Below are 15182 nucleotides of genomic sequence, written 5' to 3' on the forward strand. Positions count from 1 at the left end.
GGACCCAACCAATCGGCAATTCCGGAGAGTCCCACGAATGAAGTTGCGCCTGCTCGCTATCGCCCTTGCGGCCACAACCCTGGTTGCCGGCACCGCCGCAGCCCAGGACACCACCTCTGAGAAGGGAAAGCTCAGCTATGCGATCGGTTACAACACGGGCGCGGAGCTCGCGGAGCTGACCGAGCGGGGCGAAGCCATCGACGTCAACACCGTCGTCAAGGCGCTGCAGGATGCCTACGGCAAGAAGGATCCCGTGGTCGCCGTCGACCAGCTCCGCACTGCGGTCGAGAACATGCAGAAGCGGCAGCAGGCGAAGATGGAAGCCGAGTTCAAGAAGGTTTCCGACGCCAACAAGGCGGCGAGCGACAGCTTCCTTGCCCAGAACAAGGCCAAGGCAGGCGTGAAGACCCTGGCCAGCGGCGTCCAGTACCGCGTGATCGAGACCGGCAACGGCGCCAAGCCGACGCAGGCCAGCGATGTCGCGCTGACGTACAAGGGCTCGCTGCCTGACGGCACCGTACTGATCGACACCAACCAGGTGCCGCAGGGCCAGACCCCGGGTCCGGTCGAGCTCAAGGTCAGCCAGGTGCCGCTGGACGGCCTGCGCGAGGCGCTGCTGCAGATGCCGGCCGGCTCGCGCTGGGAAGTGGTGCTGCCGGGCGACAAGGCCTATGGCAATGACATCCGCGCCGGCCGCATGGCCAACCAGGCGGTGGTGTTCGACGTCAAGCTGGTCAGCGTCAAGTGACCGCGGGGCGCCGACGGCGCCCCTTGTCCAGCTGCGCGGCCTCCGCTGCGCACGCTGCTGCTCCAAGGACGCGCCGGCCCCGTGCCGGCGCGTTCGTGTCCGGGGCCCGCGCAGCAATCCGGATACCGGGATGAACACCGCCTTCCGCGCAGTGCAGAGCCCCTGCACCGGCGTATGTACCCTTGATCCGAACGGCTTCTGCGACGGCTGCCTGCGGACCGGCGACGAGATCGCGGGCTGGCTGGCGATGGACGACGCGCAGCGCGAGCACCTCATGGAATCGGTGTTGCCGGAGCGTGAGGCACGCCGCGGCTGATGGCCGGCGTGCCCGCCGACGCCGCGCTGCAGGCTGCGCTGGGTCCGCTGAACGCGGTACCCGTCGGCCCGGCCTGGAACCTCGACGAACTGAGCGATCTGCTGCCGGCGCATGCCGCGCTGGCTGATGCCGCGGTGCTGGTGCCGCTGGTCGGCGAAGGCGAGACCAGCGTCATCCTGACCCGGCGCCACGATGGCCTGCGCCAGCACGGCGGGCAGGTGAGCTTTCCCGGCGGGCGGGTGGATCCGGGTGATGCCGGTCCGCTCGCCGCCGCATTGCGCGAAGCGGAGGAGGAAATCGGCCTGCGGGCCGCCGATGCGCGCGTGCTCGGCTACCTGGATCCGCTGGCGACCGTCTCCGGCTTCCGGGTGCTGCCGGTGGTGGCGCGGGTGCCCGCCGGTTTCGAGCCGCGTCCGCGGCCGGGTGAGGTGGCCGAGGTCTTCAGCCTGCCGCTGGCGTGGCTGATGGCCCCCGAGAACCTCGACCGTATCGTGATCAACTACCTTGGGCGCGAGCGCCACGTGCTTGAATACCATCGCCACGATGCTGCACCGGGCCAGCGCGTCTGGGGCGCCACGGCATCGATCCTGTACAACCTGCGCCAGCGCCTGCTGGCCGTTGGAGGCCTGCCATGAACGCAACGCCCGGTTGGAGCACCCTGGTATCGCCCGCCGAGCTTGCTGCATGCCTTGGCGACCCGATGCTGGTGCTGCTGGACGCCCGTTTCTCGCTCGGCGATCCCGCGGCCGGCGGGGCGGCGTGGCGCGATGGCCACCTGCCGGGTGCGCTCTACGTACACCTGGACCGCGACCTGTCCGGGTCGCACGTGCCGGGCGCCGGTCGCCACCCCTGGCCCGGTGCCGCGGAGTTCGGCCGCACGCTTGCCGCCCTCGGCATTACCCCCGCCCACCAGGTCGTCGCCTATGACGCCGCGGACGGTGCCTTCGCCGCGCGCGCCTGGTGCCTGCTGCGCCTGGCAGGGCACGCCCGCGTGGCGGTGCTCGATGGTGGCCTCGCCGCCTGGCGCGCGAAAGACCTGCCGCTGGATACAGCCATTCCGGACGTGCCGCCGGCCGCGCCGTACCCGGTGGCCTTCGACCGTGCGCGGCTGTTCGATGGCCAGCGGGTGGAAGCCCACCTTGCCGCCGGTGGCCGGCTGCTGGACGCGCGCGGCGGCGAGCGCTTCCGCGGCGAGGTCGAGCCCATCGACGCGCGCGCCGGGCACGTGCCAGGCGCGACGTCGAGGCCCTACGCGCTCAACCTGGATGACGGCCGCTTCAAGCCACGCGACGTGTTGGCCCAAGAGTTCAGCGCGCTGCTCGGCAACGACGCCCCTGCGCGGGTGGTGGCGATGTGCGGCTCCGGCGTGACCGCTTGCCATCACCTGCTGGCGATGGCGCATGCGGGGCTCGACGGCGCCGGGCTCTACACCGGTTCGTGGAGCGGGTGGATCGAGGACCCGGCGCGTCCTGTCGCCACCGGCGACCACTGAGTCGCGCCGCTTCCCATGCGCGCAGCCTGCGCGTGGCAGATGCGCCGTCGTATTGCTGTGCCGCGTTACTTGCCCAGCCGTGCCACCAGCGCGCGCAGTCCGGCCTGGGTGTCAGGATCGTTCCAGGCGTCGACGAAGGTGTCGATGTCGATGCGCTCCGGCGCCAGCGCGGCGAGCAGGTCGGCGCGGGCGATCGCGCGGGTGTGCAGCACCGGTCGGCGCGGCAGCGCCAGCAGCCCTTCCAGCCAGGCGCGGGCGCGTGCAACCACCTCGCCTGGAGTGGCGAGCTCGTCGACGAGCCCGATCTCGAGCGCGCGCGCGCTTTCGACCAGCTCGCCACCCACAAGCATGCGCTCGGCGCGATGGGGACCGATCACGCGGCGCATCAGGTGCTGGATGCCATCGGGCGCGACCAGGCCGACCTGGGTCTCGTTGAGGCCGATGCGGAACGGCCCTTCGGCCATCACCCGGTAGTCGCAGCACAGGGCGAGCACGCAGCCGCCAGCGGGCGAGTGGCCGGTGATCGCCGCGGCCACGGGCACCGGTGATGCCGCCAGCGTGCGCGCGGCGTCGAGGAAGCCGGTCCAGGCCGCGCCCAGCGCTTCGCGCGACTGCAGCGACATGAGGTGGGGCACGTCGAGCCCGGCAGAGAAGACCTTCTCGCCGCCCGACAGCACCAGGCCCTGCGCGCCGGCATCGACGGCCGCGGACACGGCTGCCGCCAGTGCCCGGCAGAGTTCGGGGTTGAGCGCATTGACCGGCGCGCGCGCGAGCCTGAGTTCGGTGATCGCGCCATGGTCGATGGTTTCGATGAATGCTGTCATGCGTCGTCGGATCCGCGCCGGAGTGGATGGCTATGATAGGTGCATGACCAGCCTCCTTCGCACTCTCGTTCCCGCCATGCTGCTGTGTGCAGCCACCGCAGGCGCTTTCGCGTCCGGCCCTGTTGGCTCTGATTCCGAAGCCACCGTCGATCCCGACGCCTGCACCCCGCGCGTGGTCGAAGGCTGGCTGCGTTCGCCGCCGATGCCGATGCCGATGATGGCGGGCTTCGCCCGTATCGAGAATCCGTGCGCGACCGACGTCGAAATCGTCAGCGCGCACAGCGACGCGTTCGCAAGCGTCGAGCTGCATGAAACCCGGGTTGTCGATGGCGTCAGCAGGATGCGCGAAGTGCCTCGCTTGCCCGTGGCCGCGGACGGCGAAGCGGTACTGCAGCCGGGCGGCCTGCACCTGATGCTGATGCGTCCGGTGGCGCCGTTGCAGGCCGGTGGCTCGGCACGCGTCGAATTCACCCTCGCCGACGGCCGCAGCATCGGTGCCGATTTCGAGGTGCGCGCCGCCAACGCGCGCTGAGGTCGAGGGCCAGGCGCCGGACGGACACCGGGGCGCGATTCTCAGGAATGAAACATCGGGCACCTGCGTCTTCCGCAGGCGTCGGCCCCTGTCCGTCGCAGGTCCAGCGCACCTGGTCGCGCGCTTCCGGGCGTGGCACGCCGCGGCACGTTGCAGCCTTATCAATTGCTTGCGTAATCCTCTGTGGATTGGCACCAAACCTGCGTAAGGCAGGGTCGCACCGGCGTGCTGTACCTCCCCCCCTTGTGCGCTGGCGCGACATCCCCCCAGGAGAACGACAATGCGCATCCACAAGAGCATGTTGGCAGCAGCGGTGCTGCTTGGCATCGGCCTGTCCGCACAGGCATGGGCACAGGACCAGACCGAAGCCGGACCCGGCGACAACAACGCCAGCAATACCGAAGACAACAGCAGCGGCGACGGCTCGGCATCTCGCGGGTCACGCTGTACCGGCTGATGAATCGCCATGGCCTGCGTGGCGGCGCCGACGAATCCGGAACCGCCTGAGCTTTGCGGTCAGTGGCCGCCTGCTCAGCCAGCCGCGATCGCGCGCACGACCTCCGGCAGCGGCGTGGGGCGTCCGCTGGTGCGGTCGATCCACACCATCACCACATGGCCATCCGCGTGCAGCAGCGCGCCGTCGGCGCTGGTGATGCGGTGGCCCAGGGTCACGCTGCTGGTGCCGACGCGGTCGGCGGTCAGCTCGACCACGACCGAGCCGGGGTAGGGGATCGGCTGGCGGTAGTTCATCTGCACCGCCGCCAGCAGCGGGGCGGTGGTGTCGGTCACCCACTCCGTGCCCAGCGACTCGAACCAGCGGATCCGCGCCTCCTCCAGGTAGGTCATGAAGTTGGAGTTGTTGACGTGGTTGAAGGCGTCAAGGTCGCGCCAGCGCAGCTCGATGGGCATGCGCTGCAGCAACTTGCCGTGTTCGGCGGGTTCGCGTGTCATGTGATGTCCCTGGCCTTGCGGCGACGGGTGGGGGTTCCGGTCTTGCCGCGCGAGCGCGGGCGCGGCGCCTCGCCGACCACGGGCGCCCCGGAGCGCGCCCTGTGTTCGTCCAGGAGCTTCGCCAGGAAACGCCCGGTATGCGACTGCGGCATCGCCGCGACCTCTTCGGGGGTGCCTTGGGCAATGATCTCGCCGCCGCGGTGGCCGCCATCGGGCCCGAGGTCGATCACCCGGTCGGCGGTCTTGATCACGTCGAGGTTGTGCTCGATCACCACCACCGTGTTGCCGTCGTCGCGCAGCTTGTGCAGCACGCCGAGCAGGTGGTCGATGTCGTGGAAGTGCAGGCCGGTGGTGGGCTCGTCGAGGATGTACAGCGTGCGCCCGGTGTCGCGGCGCGACAGCTCCTTCGACAGCTTCACCCGCTGCGCCTCGCCGCCGGACAGCGTGGTCGCCGACTGCCCCAGCCGGATGTAGCCCAGGCCGACGTCGGTGAGCGTTTCCAACTTCCGCGCCAGCGTCGGCACTGCGTGGAACAGGTCCAGCGCGGCCTCGACGGTGAGTTCCAGCACCTCGTGGATGTTGAGGCCCTTGTAGCGGATCTCGAGTGTCTCGCGGTTGTAGCGCTTGCCGCCGCAGACATCGCAAGGCACGTAGATGTCCGGCAGGAAGTGCATCTCGACCTTGATCAGGCCGTCGCCTTGGCAAGCCTCGCAGCGACCGCCGCGGACGTTGAAGCTGAAGCGGCCGGGGCCGTAGCCGCGCACGCGCGACTCCGGCACCTGCGCGAACAGCTCGCGCAGCGGCGTGAACAGGCCGGTATAGGTGGCCGGGTTGGAGCGCGGCGTGCGCCCGATCGGCGACTGGTCGATATCGACCACCTTGTCGAACAGGTCCAGGCCCTCGACCGAGCGGAACGGCGCCGGCGTGTGCGAGGCGCCGTTGATCTCGTTGGCCGCCAGGGCGTACAGGGTGTCGTTGATCAGCGTGGACTTGCCGGAGCCGGACACGCCGGTGACCACGGTGAACAGCCCGTTGGGGATCACCAGGTCGACGTCCTTGAGGTTGTTGCCGCTGGCACCGAGCAGGCGCAGCTCCAGCTTGGGATTCGGCGCGTGGCGGGTGGCCGGGATCTCGATCCGGCGCTTGCCGGAGAGATACTGGCCGGTCAGCGAGCGCGGCGCGGCGAGGATGTCCTCGTAGCTGCCTTGGGCCACCACCTCGCCGCCGTGCACGCCGGCCCCGGGGCCGATGTCGACGATGTGGTCGGCCAGGCGGATCGCGTCCTCGTCGTGCTCGACCACGATCACCGTGTTGCCGAGGTCGCGCAGGCGGGTGAGCGTGCCGAGCAGGCGCTCGTTGTCGCGCTGGTGCAGGCCGATCGAGGGCTCGTCGAGCACGTACATCACACCCACAAGGCCGGCACCGATCTGGCTGGCCAGGCGGATGCGCTGGGCCTCGCCGCCGGACAGCGAATCGGCCTTGCGCTCAAGGGTGAGGTAGTCGAGGCCGACGTCGACCAGGAAGCCCAGGCGCTCGCGGATCTCCTTGACGATGCGCGCGGCCACCTCGCCCCGCCAGCCGGGCAGTTCCAGCCCGGTGAAGAACTGCAGCGCCTCGCCGATCGGCAGCACCACGATCGACGGCATCGCGCGCTCGGCCACGAAGACGTTGCGCGCCGAGCGGTTCAGGCGCGCACCGCCGCAGTCGGGGCAGGGCTGCTCGCTGATGTACTTGGACAGCTCCTCGCGTACCGCCGAGGATTCGGTCTCGCGGTAGCGGCGCTCGAGGTTCGGGACGATGCCCTCGAAGGCATGGCTGCGCTTGCTGCGCACGCCACTCTCGGTCACGTAGGTGAACGGGATCCGCTCCCCGCCGCTGCCGAACAGCACCGCCTGGCGCACGGCTTCGGGCAGCTCCTGCCAGCGGCTGTCGACGTCGAAGCCGTAGTGCCGCGCCAGCGACGCGATCAGCTGGAAGTAGTAGTGGTTGCGGCGGTCCCAGCCACGCACCGCGCCGGCCGCCAGCGACAGCTCGGGATGCACCACCACGCGGCCCGGATCGAAGAACTGGCTGACGCCCAGGCCGTCGCAGGTCGGGCAGGCGCCGGCCGGGGCGTTGAAGGAGAACAGGCGCGGCTCGAGTTCGGGCAGCGCGTAGTCGCAGACCGGACAGCTGTAGCGGGAGGAGAACAGCAGCGGCTCGGCCGCGTCGTCGTCGAGCGGACGAACCTCGGCCATGCCGTCGCCCAGCTTGAGCGCGGTCTCGAAGGATTCCGCCAGGCGCTGCTGCATGTCCTCGCGCACCCGGAAACGGTCGATCACGGCCTCGATGGTGTGCTTCTGGCGCAGCGCCAAGGGCGGCACGGCATCGATCTCGTGCACCACGCCATCCACGCGCACGCGCACGTAGCCCTGCGCGCGCAGCTGCTCGAACACCTGGGCGTGCTCGCCCTTGCGCTCGCGGATCACGGGTGCAAGCAGCATCCAGCGCTGCTCGGCGCGCGCCGGGTCGCTGCCCAGGGCCATCACCTGGTCGACCATCTGGCTGACGGTCTGCGCCTCCAGCGGGTACTGGTGGTCCGGGCAGCGCGGCTGGCCGACGCGGGCGTAGAGCAGGCGCAGGTAGTCGTAGATCTCGGTGATCGTGCCGACCGTCGAGCGCGGGTTGTGCGAGGTCGACTTCTGCTCGATCGCGATCGCCGGCGACAGGCCTTCGATGTGGTCGATGTCGGGCTTGTCCATCACGCTCAGGAACTGGCGCGCGTAGGCCGAGAGCGACTCGACGTAGCGGCGCTGGCCCTCGGCGTAGATCGTGTCGAACGCGAGCGAGGACTTGCCGGACCCCGACAGCCCGGTCACGACGATCAGGCGGTCGCGCGGCAGGTCGAGGCTGATGTCCTTGAGGTTGTGGGTACGTGCTCCGCGGATGCGGATGAGGTCGAGCGCCATCGGGTAGTCCGGGGGAAAGGAGAGGGTGGGCGATCAACCAGCCTACCAGCCCCTTGGATGGGGGCGATCCGCCGGATTTCCAGAACCCCGCCGTCGCGGGCAAAAGAAAGGGGCCCGGCGAACCGGGCCCCTCGCATGTCACGTTGCGACCTGTATCAGCGGCGCGCGGTGTAGTTCACCGTGATGGTCTCCGAGCACACGTCGGTGCCGGCGTTGCAGACCTGGTAGGTCGCCGAGCCGGGGCCCGCCGACTCAGCGGTGAAGGTATGCACGAACGAGCCGGTGTTGGCCGAAGTGGCCACCACTTCGCCATCGAACAGCACGTCGACCTGCTCACCTTCGCCACCGGTCCACGCCAGCGGCACGCGGATGCGCTGGCCACGCAGCGGGAACACCTGGCGAGCCACGAGGTCCGCCGGAGCGACCCCACCGCCTCCCTCGATGTCGTAGCTGGCGACCAGCGAAACGTCCGTGGCCGACTCGTAGCCGTTGATGCGGATGAACCACTCGCCCGCGGCGGGTGCCGGGATCAGGCAGTCCTCGATGCTGCCGTACTGGAACGGGCGGCAGTCATAGAGCGTATCCGTCGGCTGCGCGCCGTGCCTCACGTAGAGGTCGGTGTCGCCGTTGGCACCGTCCATCAGCACTGCCAGATTGCTGGCGCCCTCCGGAACGTCGATGAAGTAGAACACGTCCTCGCCGGCATCCACGCTGATGCCCGTCTCGGCAACGCCGTTCTGGAGCTCGGTGGGCGGATCCACCTCGACCGGCGTGTCGTCATACGTGCCTGTCACGGAGTAGCCGTTGGACGCGCTGTAGGAAACGACCCTGACGTGCCACTCACCCGCGCTGGGCGCGGTGAAGTTGCAGGTTTCGGCAACCACGCCACCGGTCCACGGACGGCAGTCGTACAGCGAGGCGGTCGGCGCCGCGCCGTAGCGGACGTAGATGTCCGAGTCGCCGGTCGCGCCGGTCCCCGGGGTCAGGTCGAACGTCAGCGATCCCATGTCCGCCGGCACGTTGAGCACGAAGAACTTCTCGTTGCCCGCGCCCATTGATTCCAGTGGGACGGCGACGCCGTTCTCGAGCTCGGTCGGCGGCGGCGGCAGCGGCGGCGGCGGCGGGTCGGCCGGCAGCGCTTCCTCGCCGGATGCCACTGCAACCGCGCGGCCGGCGTCGATCAGGCTGGCGCACCAGCGCGAACTGGTGTCGCAGTTGGTTACCAGGCCGTTGGCGGCATAACCGGTGTTGCGCAGGATCGTCGCGACCTCGTCCGGCGGCAGCCACTCACCCGCGGCCTCCATCATCAGCGCGGCCGTACCGGCCACGTGCGGGGCCGCCATGGATGTGCCGGCGTACCAGGCATAGGCGTCGTCTTCCTGCACGGTCAGGCCGCTGTTCACCGTCGACAGGACCTGGTCCTCTTCCGGCAGGGAGCCGCTGCCGCCCGGAGCCGCGACAGTGATGTCCGCGCCAAAGTTGGAGCTGGCGTAACGCGTGTTGTCGGGACCCGTGCCCGCCACCACGATCACACCGTCGCAGCCTGCCGGAGCGAAACCGGCGATGTCGGAACTCGAGTTGCCCGCTGCAACGACCACGGAGGTGCCGTTTGCGACGGCGATGTCGATCGCGTCCTGCATGTCGGTCGGACATGCGATCGAGCCGCCCAGGCTGAGGTTGATGATGTTTGCGGGGGTGGCGTTGTCGGGAACGCCCGGAACGGAGCCGCCCGAGGCCCAGACAATGGCGTCGTTGATGTCCTCGAAGCTGCCGCCCGCGTTGCCCAGGACGCGGACATGCTGGACCTTGGCGCCGTGGGCAACGCCCGCGCCACCAACGCCGTTGTCGGTCAGCGAGGCGATGGTGCCGGCCACGTGGGTGCCGTGCCAGCTGCTGTCGTACTTGCTGTCCCAGTCGCCCTCGTCATTCGGATCCGGGTCGCGGGCATCGTTGTCACGCGCGTTGGCGGGGTCGGAGATGAAGTCATAGCCCGCGATGAACTGGCCGGCCAGGTCGCCGTGGTCGACCTGTCCCGTATCGAGCACCGCAATGATGTAGCCGGTGCCGTCGACGCTATCCCAGGCTTCGGTGGCATTGATGCCCATGCCGCCGCCTTCGTAATGCCACTGCTGCGCGAACAGCGGGTCATTCGGCTCGAACATGCGGTACATGCGGCCGTTGGGCTCGACGGCGCGGATCGCGGGGTTGTTCCTCAGCGCGGCTTCGAGCTGCTTGCGCTCGACCACGTCGATGGAGCGCGCCGTGCGGATGATCTGCGCACCCGTGCCGGTCGTGCGCTCGATCGCGATGCGGGTACCGAGCAGCTTGCCGACGGTATCGAGCTGGCGCTGCAGGTCGGCCGCGGGCTTCGCGCCCTTCTGGAAGCTGACGATGAAAGAGTCGTATGCGGTGTCCGCCGGCGCCTTCAGGTTGGTTCCGTAGGGATGGCCGGGCTTGGCGAACAGAGGGGCCTTGACGGCGCTCTTCTGGGTCTGTGCCGGCTTGCTCGCCGCCGGCTTCTTGAGTGCCGCGTAGGACGGCCCCGCGACGAGGGCGGCGGTAATCGCCACCGCGAGCGCGGTTGTTGTGGTGTTCCAAGTCGTGCTTGTCATTTCGTTCCTCTCTCCTTTCGTCGATCCGGCGCAGCTATGGCGTCGGCCCCATCCACGCAGTGGCTGTTGCTACTTCAGTGGAAGCTGTTCGCGCATCCGCGGCGCGACCAGGGGTCGACGGCCTGCGGACGGGCGGAATTCGGATATGGACGCGCCGTGGCGCGGATGCGCGGTGCCGCAGGGCAGGCACGAAGCCGGGCGGGGCGGGCTGGCAGCGCGTGCGCGATGCGGCACGCTCGTGCGCCAGTCACCCTGGGGACTGGCGTGGCCTTGCGCCGCCTTGTTGCTGCAGGTGGAACGATGCACGTACAGAGGCTCTCCGTGAAAGCAGACGATTCGACCCTCTGCTTTGCGGATATCCGCAAAGCAAACGGGTGCCTGGAGCTGTCCTTGCAGCGAACGGTCCCCTGTGACCCGTCCGACCGTTCGAACCTACCGGAAGCGGGGGGCGATGCGCAACCGTATAACCCCCATTCACCCTGGTTTGACCCGAAAGCCCCGTTCCAATTACAATTCCGCTCCTGTCTACCCCAAGGGAGGCAGGCGACCACAATAACTACATAGGAAGCTTGGTCATGTATGCAGTCCTGGTAACAGGCGGAAAGCAATACCGCGTGATGAAGGGCGAGACGCTCCGCGTCGAGCTGCTGGACGTCGAAGCAGGCAATGAGATCACGTTCGACAACGTGCTCATGCTTGGCGACGGCGAGGGCATCAAGGTTGGCGACGCGCTCAATGGCGCGACCGTCACCGCCACCGTCAAGGCCCACGGCCGCGCCGACAAGGTGCGCATCGTGAAGTTCCGCCGCCGCAAGCATCATCGCAAGCAGATGGGCCACCGGCAGCACTACACCGAAATCGAGATCACCGGCATTGCCGGTGGCGACAAGAAGTAAGGAGACGCAGCCATGGCACATAAAAAGGGCGTAGGTTCCTCGCGCAACGGCCGCGATTCCAACCCGAAGTACCTCGGCGTGAAGATCTATGGTGGCCAGGCGATCGATGCCGGCAACATCATCATCCGCCAGCGCGGCACCCAGTTCCATCCGGGCAACGGCGTCGGCCTCGGCCGCGACCACACCCTCTTCGCGCTGATCGATGGCAAGGTCGAGTTCACGACCAAGGGCCCGAAGAAGCGTCGTACCGTGAACGTGGTTGCCGAGGCCTGAGCCTGGCAGCACGCTCCGCGAAGGCCCCGCTCCGGCGGGGCTTTTCGTTTCCGGCGCCTGCGCCGGCACCTGCTGCATGTTCGATCATCCGCCGCGGCTTCACCGCCCGGCCCCGCCATAGCCTGGATCCATCGCCATGAAACTCGTCGACGAAGTCGAAATCACCGTCACCGCCGGCAATGGCGGCAATGGTTGCGTGGGCTTCCGCCGCGAGAAGTACATTCCGCTCGGCGGCCCCGACGGCGGCGATGGTGGCAATGGCGGCGATGTCTGGCTTGAAGCCACCCGGAACCTCAACACCCTGGTCGACTTCCGCCACCAGCGGGTGTTCCGCGCCCGCCGCGGCGAAGACGGCATGGGCCAGCAGCGCTACGGCAAGGGCGGCGAGGACACGGTCATCATGGTGCCCGTCGGCACCCAGGTGCTGAACATCGATACCGACGAGGTGATCGGTGATCTGGTCGGCGACGGCGACCGCCTGCTGGTCGCGCGCGGCGGCAAGGGCGGGCTCGGCAACATCCATTTCAAGACCTCGGTCAACCGTGCGCCGCGAAAGGCGACGTCGGGTGACGAGGGCGAGCAGCGCGGGTTGCGCCTGGAGCTGAAGCTGCTCGCCGACGTCGGGCTGCTGGGTTTTCCGAACGCCGGGAAGTCGACCCTGATCCGCGCCGTGTCGGCGGCCACGCCGAAGGTGGCGGACTATCCGTTCACCACGCTGTACCCGAACCTCGGCGTGGTCAGCGTGGAGCCCGCGCGCAGCTTCGTGATCGCGGACATCCCCGGGCTGATCGAGGGCGCCGCCGACGGTGCCGGCCTGGGCGCGCTGTTCCTGCGCCACATCCAGCGCACCGGGCTGCTGCTGCACTTGGTGGAAGTCGAGCCGCTGGACGGCTCGGATGCCGGCGACCAGGTGCGCGCGATCGAGCGCGAGCTGGAGAAGTTCGACGCCGGCCTGATGGCCAAGCCGCGCTGGCTGCTGTTCAACAAGGCCGACCTGCTGCCGCCGGAAGACGCCCGCGCCCATGCCGAACGCGTCGTTGCGGCACTGGGTTGGACGCAGCCATGGTTCGTGGTCTCAGGCCTCGCCGGCGAGGGCACCCGCGAAGTCATGCTGCGCGTGCAGGCCTTCCTCGACGAGCAGGCCCGCGACGCCGCGGATGCGGCAGATGCCGCCGGGGTTTGAGGCGAGCGTGGTGGGAAGAGCGGTTTTCAGCCACGGATTTAAGCGGATGAACGCGGATCAGAAGCAGAGCCATTCATCGTGCCTTTGCTCTATCCGCGTGTATCCGCGTAAATCCGCGGCCAAAAACGCCTTTCTGTCGGCCCACGCAAAAAGCCCGGCCGGAGCCGGGCTTTTGTCCACCGCGCTGCGGCGTGCTTCAGGCGGCGCTGGCCAGCGCCTTGATGCGCGCGGTCAGGCGGCTCTTGTGGCGGGCGGCCTTGTTCTTGTGGATCAGGCCGCGGGCGCTGAAGCGATCGAGCAGGGGCTGCGCGGAGGTGAAGGCCTCCTGGGCGCCGGCGGCGTCGTTGGCGTCGAGCGCCTTGAGCACTTTCTTGACGGCGGTGCGCAGCTGCGAACGCTGGCTGTTGTTGCGCAGGTTGCGCACGACAGCCTGCTTGGCGCGCTTCTTGGAAGACTTGATGTTGGCCACAATGGGATCCTGGGAACGGGTGTAAAGACGGAATTCGGGTCAAGCGAGCAGGAAATTATGGGGGAATCAGGGGCTTGCGTCAAGAATCCTTGCCAGATGGAGGCGCGGGCGTGAACGGGGCTGGACAGGACGGGTCGAAAGCTCCGGGCAAGGCCACCCCGGAAGCGGTCGCGGGGCTGGATCCCGCCGCGTCGATGCCCGCGATGCCCCCGGCCGAAGACGGCGCAGTGGCGGATGCGGCCACAGGCGGCAGCGAAGGCCCGGACCCGGCAGGAAAAGGCCCGGGGCGCCGTGGCGGCGGCCTGCTGCGCTCCACCGCGGTGTTCAGCGCGATGACACTGCTGTCACGGATCGCCGGTTTCCTTCGCGACGCGCTGCAGTCGCGCGTGTTCGGCGTCTCGGTGGCGATGGATGCGTTCGTCATCGCCTACCGGATCCCCAACTACCTGCGCCGGATTTTCGCCGAAGGCTCGGTGCAGATGGCGTTCGTGCCGGTATTCAACGAGCTGCGCGAGCGCAAGGACCCCCGGGAGCTGAAGGAGTTCCTGGATGCCATGGCCGGCGCACTGCTGGCCGTGGTGCTGGTGTTCGCGGCGGTGGGCATGCTCGCGGCGCCGCTGGTGGCCGCCGTGTTCGCGCCGGGCGCCGTGGACGAGCCGGGGAAGCTGGGCCTGATCGCCGACATGTTGCGCATCACCTTCCCCTACCTGGTGTTCATTTCGCTGATGGCGCTGGTGGCCTCGGTGCTCAACAGCTTCGGCCGCTTCGCGCTGCCGGCAGTGACGCCGGTCCTGCACAACCTCGTGATGATCGTGGCGATCGTCTGGGTGTCGCGCTACTTCGCACAGCCGGTGATGGCACTGGCTTGGGGCGTTCTGGTGGCTGGCGTGCTGCAGTTGGCGCTGCTGTGGCCGGCCCTGGGCAGGCTCGGCCTGCGCCCGCGCTTCCGGCCTGGCTTCCGCCATCCCGATGTGCGCCGGGTGGCCAGGCTGATGGTGCCGACGCTGTTTTCCTCGTCGGTGGCGCAGCTCAACCTGCTGGTGGGCACCGTGTTCGCGTCGCTGCTGGTCACCGGCAGCCAGACCTGGCTGTACCTGTCCGATCGCCTGGTGGAATTCCCGCTGGGCCTGTTCGGCGTGGCCATCGGCACCGTGATCCTGCCGCACCTGTCGCGGCGCCATGCCGCAGAAGACAGCGAAGGCTACGGAGCTGCCCTGGACTGGGCGCTGCGCATGGCGCTCCTGGGCGGCGTGCCGGCGGCCATCGGCCTGCTGCTGCTGGCCGAGCCGCTGACCGCGGTGGTGTACCAGGGGGGCCGCTTCACCGCGCACGACACCCGCATGGCCGCGCTCAGCCTCTCGGCGATGAGCATCGGCATCCCGGCGTTCATGCTGACCAAGGTCCTGGCGCCGGCGTTTTTCGCGCGCCAGGACACGAAGACGCCGATGCGCGCGGCGATCATCACCGTCATTGCCAACGTGTTGATGACCATCGCCTTCACCACCCCGCTGTGGCTGTGGGACGTGCAGGGCGCGCACGGCGGCATCGCCCTGGCCACTGGGCTGGCGGGGATCCTCAATGCCTGGCTGCTGTGGCGCTATGTCAGGCGTGCCGGCCTGGTGCGCCTGCAGCCGGGCTGGGGACGGTTCTGGCTGCGCCTGGTCGTGGCCTGTGCGGCGATGGCAGCCGTGGTGCTCGGGCTTCGTGGATGGGTGGGGGACTGGACCGCGATCGAAAGCCTGGTGCTGCGCACGCTGTGGCTGCTGGCGGTGGTTGCCGGTGGTGGACTGGCCTACGTCGTTGCGCTGCTGGCACTGGGCCTGCGGCCGCGGCACCTGCGCCACTGAGCATGGGCGCGCGGCGGCGTCGGTATACTTGCCGACCGACTGCGGTCGGGCGCGCTGCCGCTGTTGGCGGCGCCCAACCATCCTGGACCCC

At 69.0% G+C, this 15182-nt stretch carries 13 protein-coding genes and 1 pseudogene; 9 read left to right on the forward strand and 5 right to left on the reverse strand.

What is annotated here, in order from left to right:
- Positions 1 to 37 precede the first annotated feature (37 nt).
- From ACW7G5_RS03640 to ACW7G5_RS03650, 3 genes and pseudogenes are all read left to right on the forward strand, one after another.
- Positions 38 to 748 carry an FKBP-type peptidyl-prolyl cis-trans isomerase N-terminal domain-containing protein gene (locus tag ACW7G5_RS03640; RefSeq protein ID WP_457001905.1) on the forward strand — a complete coding sequence of 237 codons (711 nt, stop codon included), beginning with the start codon at positions 38 to 40 and terminating at the stop codon, positions 746 to 748.
- A gap of 130 nt (positions 749 to 878) precedes the next feature.
- Positions 879 to 1699 (forward strand): annotated as a pseudogene (locus ACW7G5_RS03645) (NUDIX hydrolase).
- The gene (locus ACW7G5_RS03650) at positions 1696 to 2556 is read left to right on the forward strand and encodes a sulfurtransferase (RefSeq protein ID WP_457001906.1); all 861 of its coding nucleotides are present in this window, start codon (positions 1696 to 1698) and stop codon (positions 2554 to 2556) included. Before ACW7G5_RS03645 ends, ACW7G5_RS03650 begins: the two are co-directional and overlap by 4 nt.
- 65 nt (positions 2557 to 2621) lie before the next feature.
- Here the strand turns inward: ACW7G5_RS03650 and ACW7G5_RS03655 are convergent, their stop codons facing one another.
- Positions 2622 to 3380, reverse strand: a complete 759-nt coding sequence (locus ACW7G5_RS03655) for an enoyl-CoA hydratase/isomerase family protein (RefSeq protein WP_457001908.1) — start codon at positions 3378 to 3380, stop codon at positions 2622 to 2624.
- A 43-nt stretch (positions 3381 to 3423) separates the two neighbouring features.
- Between ACW7G5_RS03655 and ACW7G5_RS03660 the strand changes: the two genes are divergently transcribed.
- Together ACW7G5_RS03660 and ACW7G5_RS03665 are read left to right on the forward strand one after the other, a co-directional pair.
- A complete protein-coding gene (locus tag ACW7G5_RS03660) occupies positions 3424 to 3912 on the forward strand; it encodes a copper chaperone PCu(A)C (RefSeq protein ID WP_457001910.1) in 489 nt (162 codons plus the stop codon).
- A gap of 280 nt (positions 3913 to 4192) precedes the next feature.
- A complete protein-coding gene (locus ACW7G5_RS03665; protein ID WP_457001912.1) occupies positions 4193 to 4369 on the forward strand; it encodes a hypothetical protein in 177 nt (58 codons plus the stop codon).
- 74 nt (positions 4370 to 4443) lie between these two features.
- Here the strand turns inward: ACW7G5_RS03665 and ACW7G5_RS03670 are convergent, their stop codons facing one another.
- The 3 genes from ACW7G5_RS03670 to ACW7G5_RS03680 all read right to left on the reverse strand — a co-directional run bounded on the left by ACW7G5_RS03670 (position 4444) and on the right by ACW7G5_RS03680 (position 10423).
- A complete protein-coding gene (locus ACW7G5_RS03670) occupies positions 4444 to 4863 on the reverse strand; it encodes an acyl-CoA thioesterase (RefSeq protein WP_457001914.1) in 420 nt (139 codons plus the stop codon).
- Positions 4860 to 7811 carry an excinuclease ABC subunit UvrA gene (gene uvrA, locus ACW7G5_RS03675; RefSeq protein ID WP_457001916.1) on the reverse strand — a complete coding sequence of 984 codons (2952 nt, stop codon included), beginning with the start codon at positions 7809 to 7811 and terminating at the stop codon, positions 4860 to 4862. Before uvrA ends, ACW7G5_RS03670 begins: the two co-directional genes overlap by 4 nt.
- A 155-nt stretch (positions 7812 to 7966) precedes the next feature.
- Entirely contained in the window at positions 7967 to 10423 is a 2457-nt protein-coding gene (locus ACW7G5_RS03680; protein ID WP_457001918.1) for a S8 family serine peptidase, read from the reverse strand.
- A 575-nt stretch (positions 10424 to 10998) separates the two neighbouring features.
- Here ACW7G5_RS03680 and rplU point away from each other — a divergent pair.
- The 3 genes from rplU to cgtA all read left to right on the forward strand — a co-directional run bounded on the left by rplU (position 10999) and on the right by cgtA (position 12775).
- Positions 10999 to 11319, forward strand: a complete 321-nt coding sequence (gene rplU / locus ACW7G5_RS03685) for a 50S ribosomal protein L21 (protein ID WP_343253567.1) — start codon at positions 10999 to 11001, stop codon at positions 11317 to 11319.
- Between the two features lie 12 nt (positions 11320 to 11331).
- Positions 11332 to 11592, forward strand: a complete 261-nt coding sequence (rpmA, locus tag ACW7G5_RS03690) for a 50S ribosomal protein L27 (RefSeq protein ID WP_343253566.1) — start codon at positions 11332 to 11334, stop codon at positions 11590 to 11592.
- A gap of 136 nt (positions 11593 to 11728) precedes the next feature.
- Positions 11729 to 12775: an Obg family GTPase CgtA gene (gene cgtA / locus ACW7G5_RS03695; RefSeq protein WP_457001921.1), complete on the forward strand. Its 1047-nt coding sequence runs from the start codon at positions 11729 to 11731 to the stop codon at positions 12773 to 12775.
- 196 nt (positions 12776 to 12971) lie between these two features.
- On the opposite strand, the gene rpsT is transcribed toward cgtA, so the two are convergent.
- Positions 12972 to 13244 (reverse strand): 30S ribosomal protein S20, encoded by a 273-nt coding sequence (gene rpsT / locus ACW7G5_RS03700; RefSeq protein WP_343253564.1) that lies wholly within the window; start codon positions 13242 to 13244, stop codon positions 12972 to 12974.
- 110 nt (positions 13245 to 13354) lie between these two features.
- Here rpsT and murJ point away from each other — a divergent pair, with 110 nt between their 5' ends.
- Positions 13355 to 15091: a murein biosynthesis integral membrane protein MurJ gene (gene murJ / locus ACW7G5_RS03705; RefSeq protein WP_457001922.1), complete on the forward strand. Its 1737-nt coding sequence runs from the start codon at positions 13355 to 13357 to the stop codon at positions 15089 to 15091.
- Positions 15092 to 15182 lie beyond the last annotated feature (91 nt).

The sequence above is a fragment of the Luteimonas sp. A501 genome, assembly GCF_054052085.1.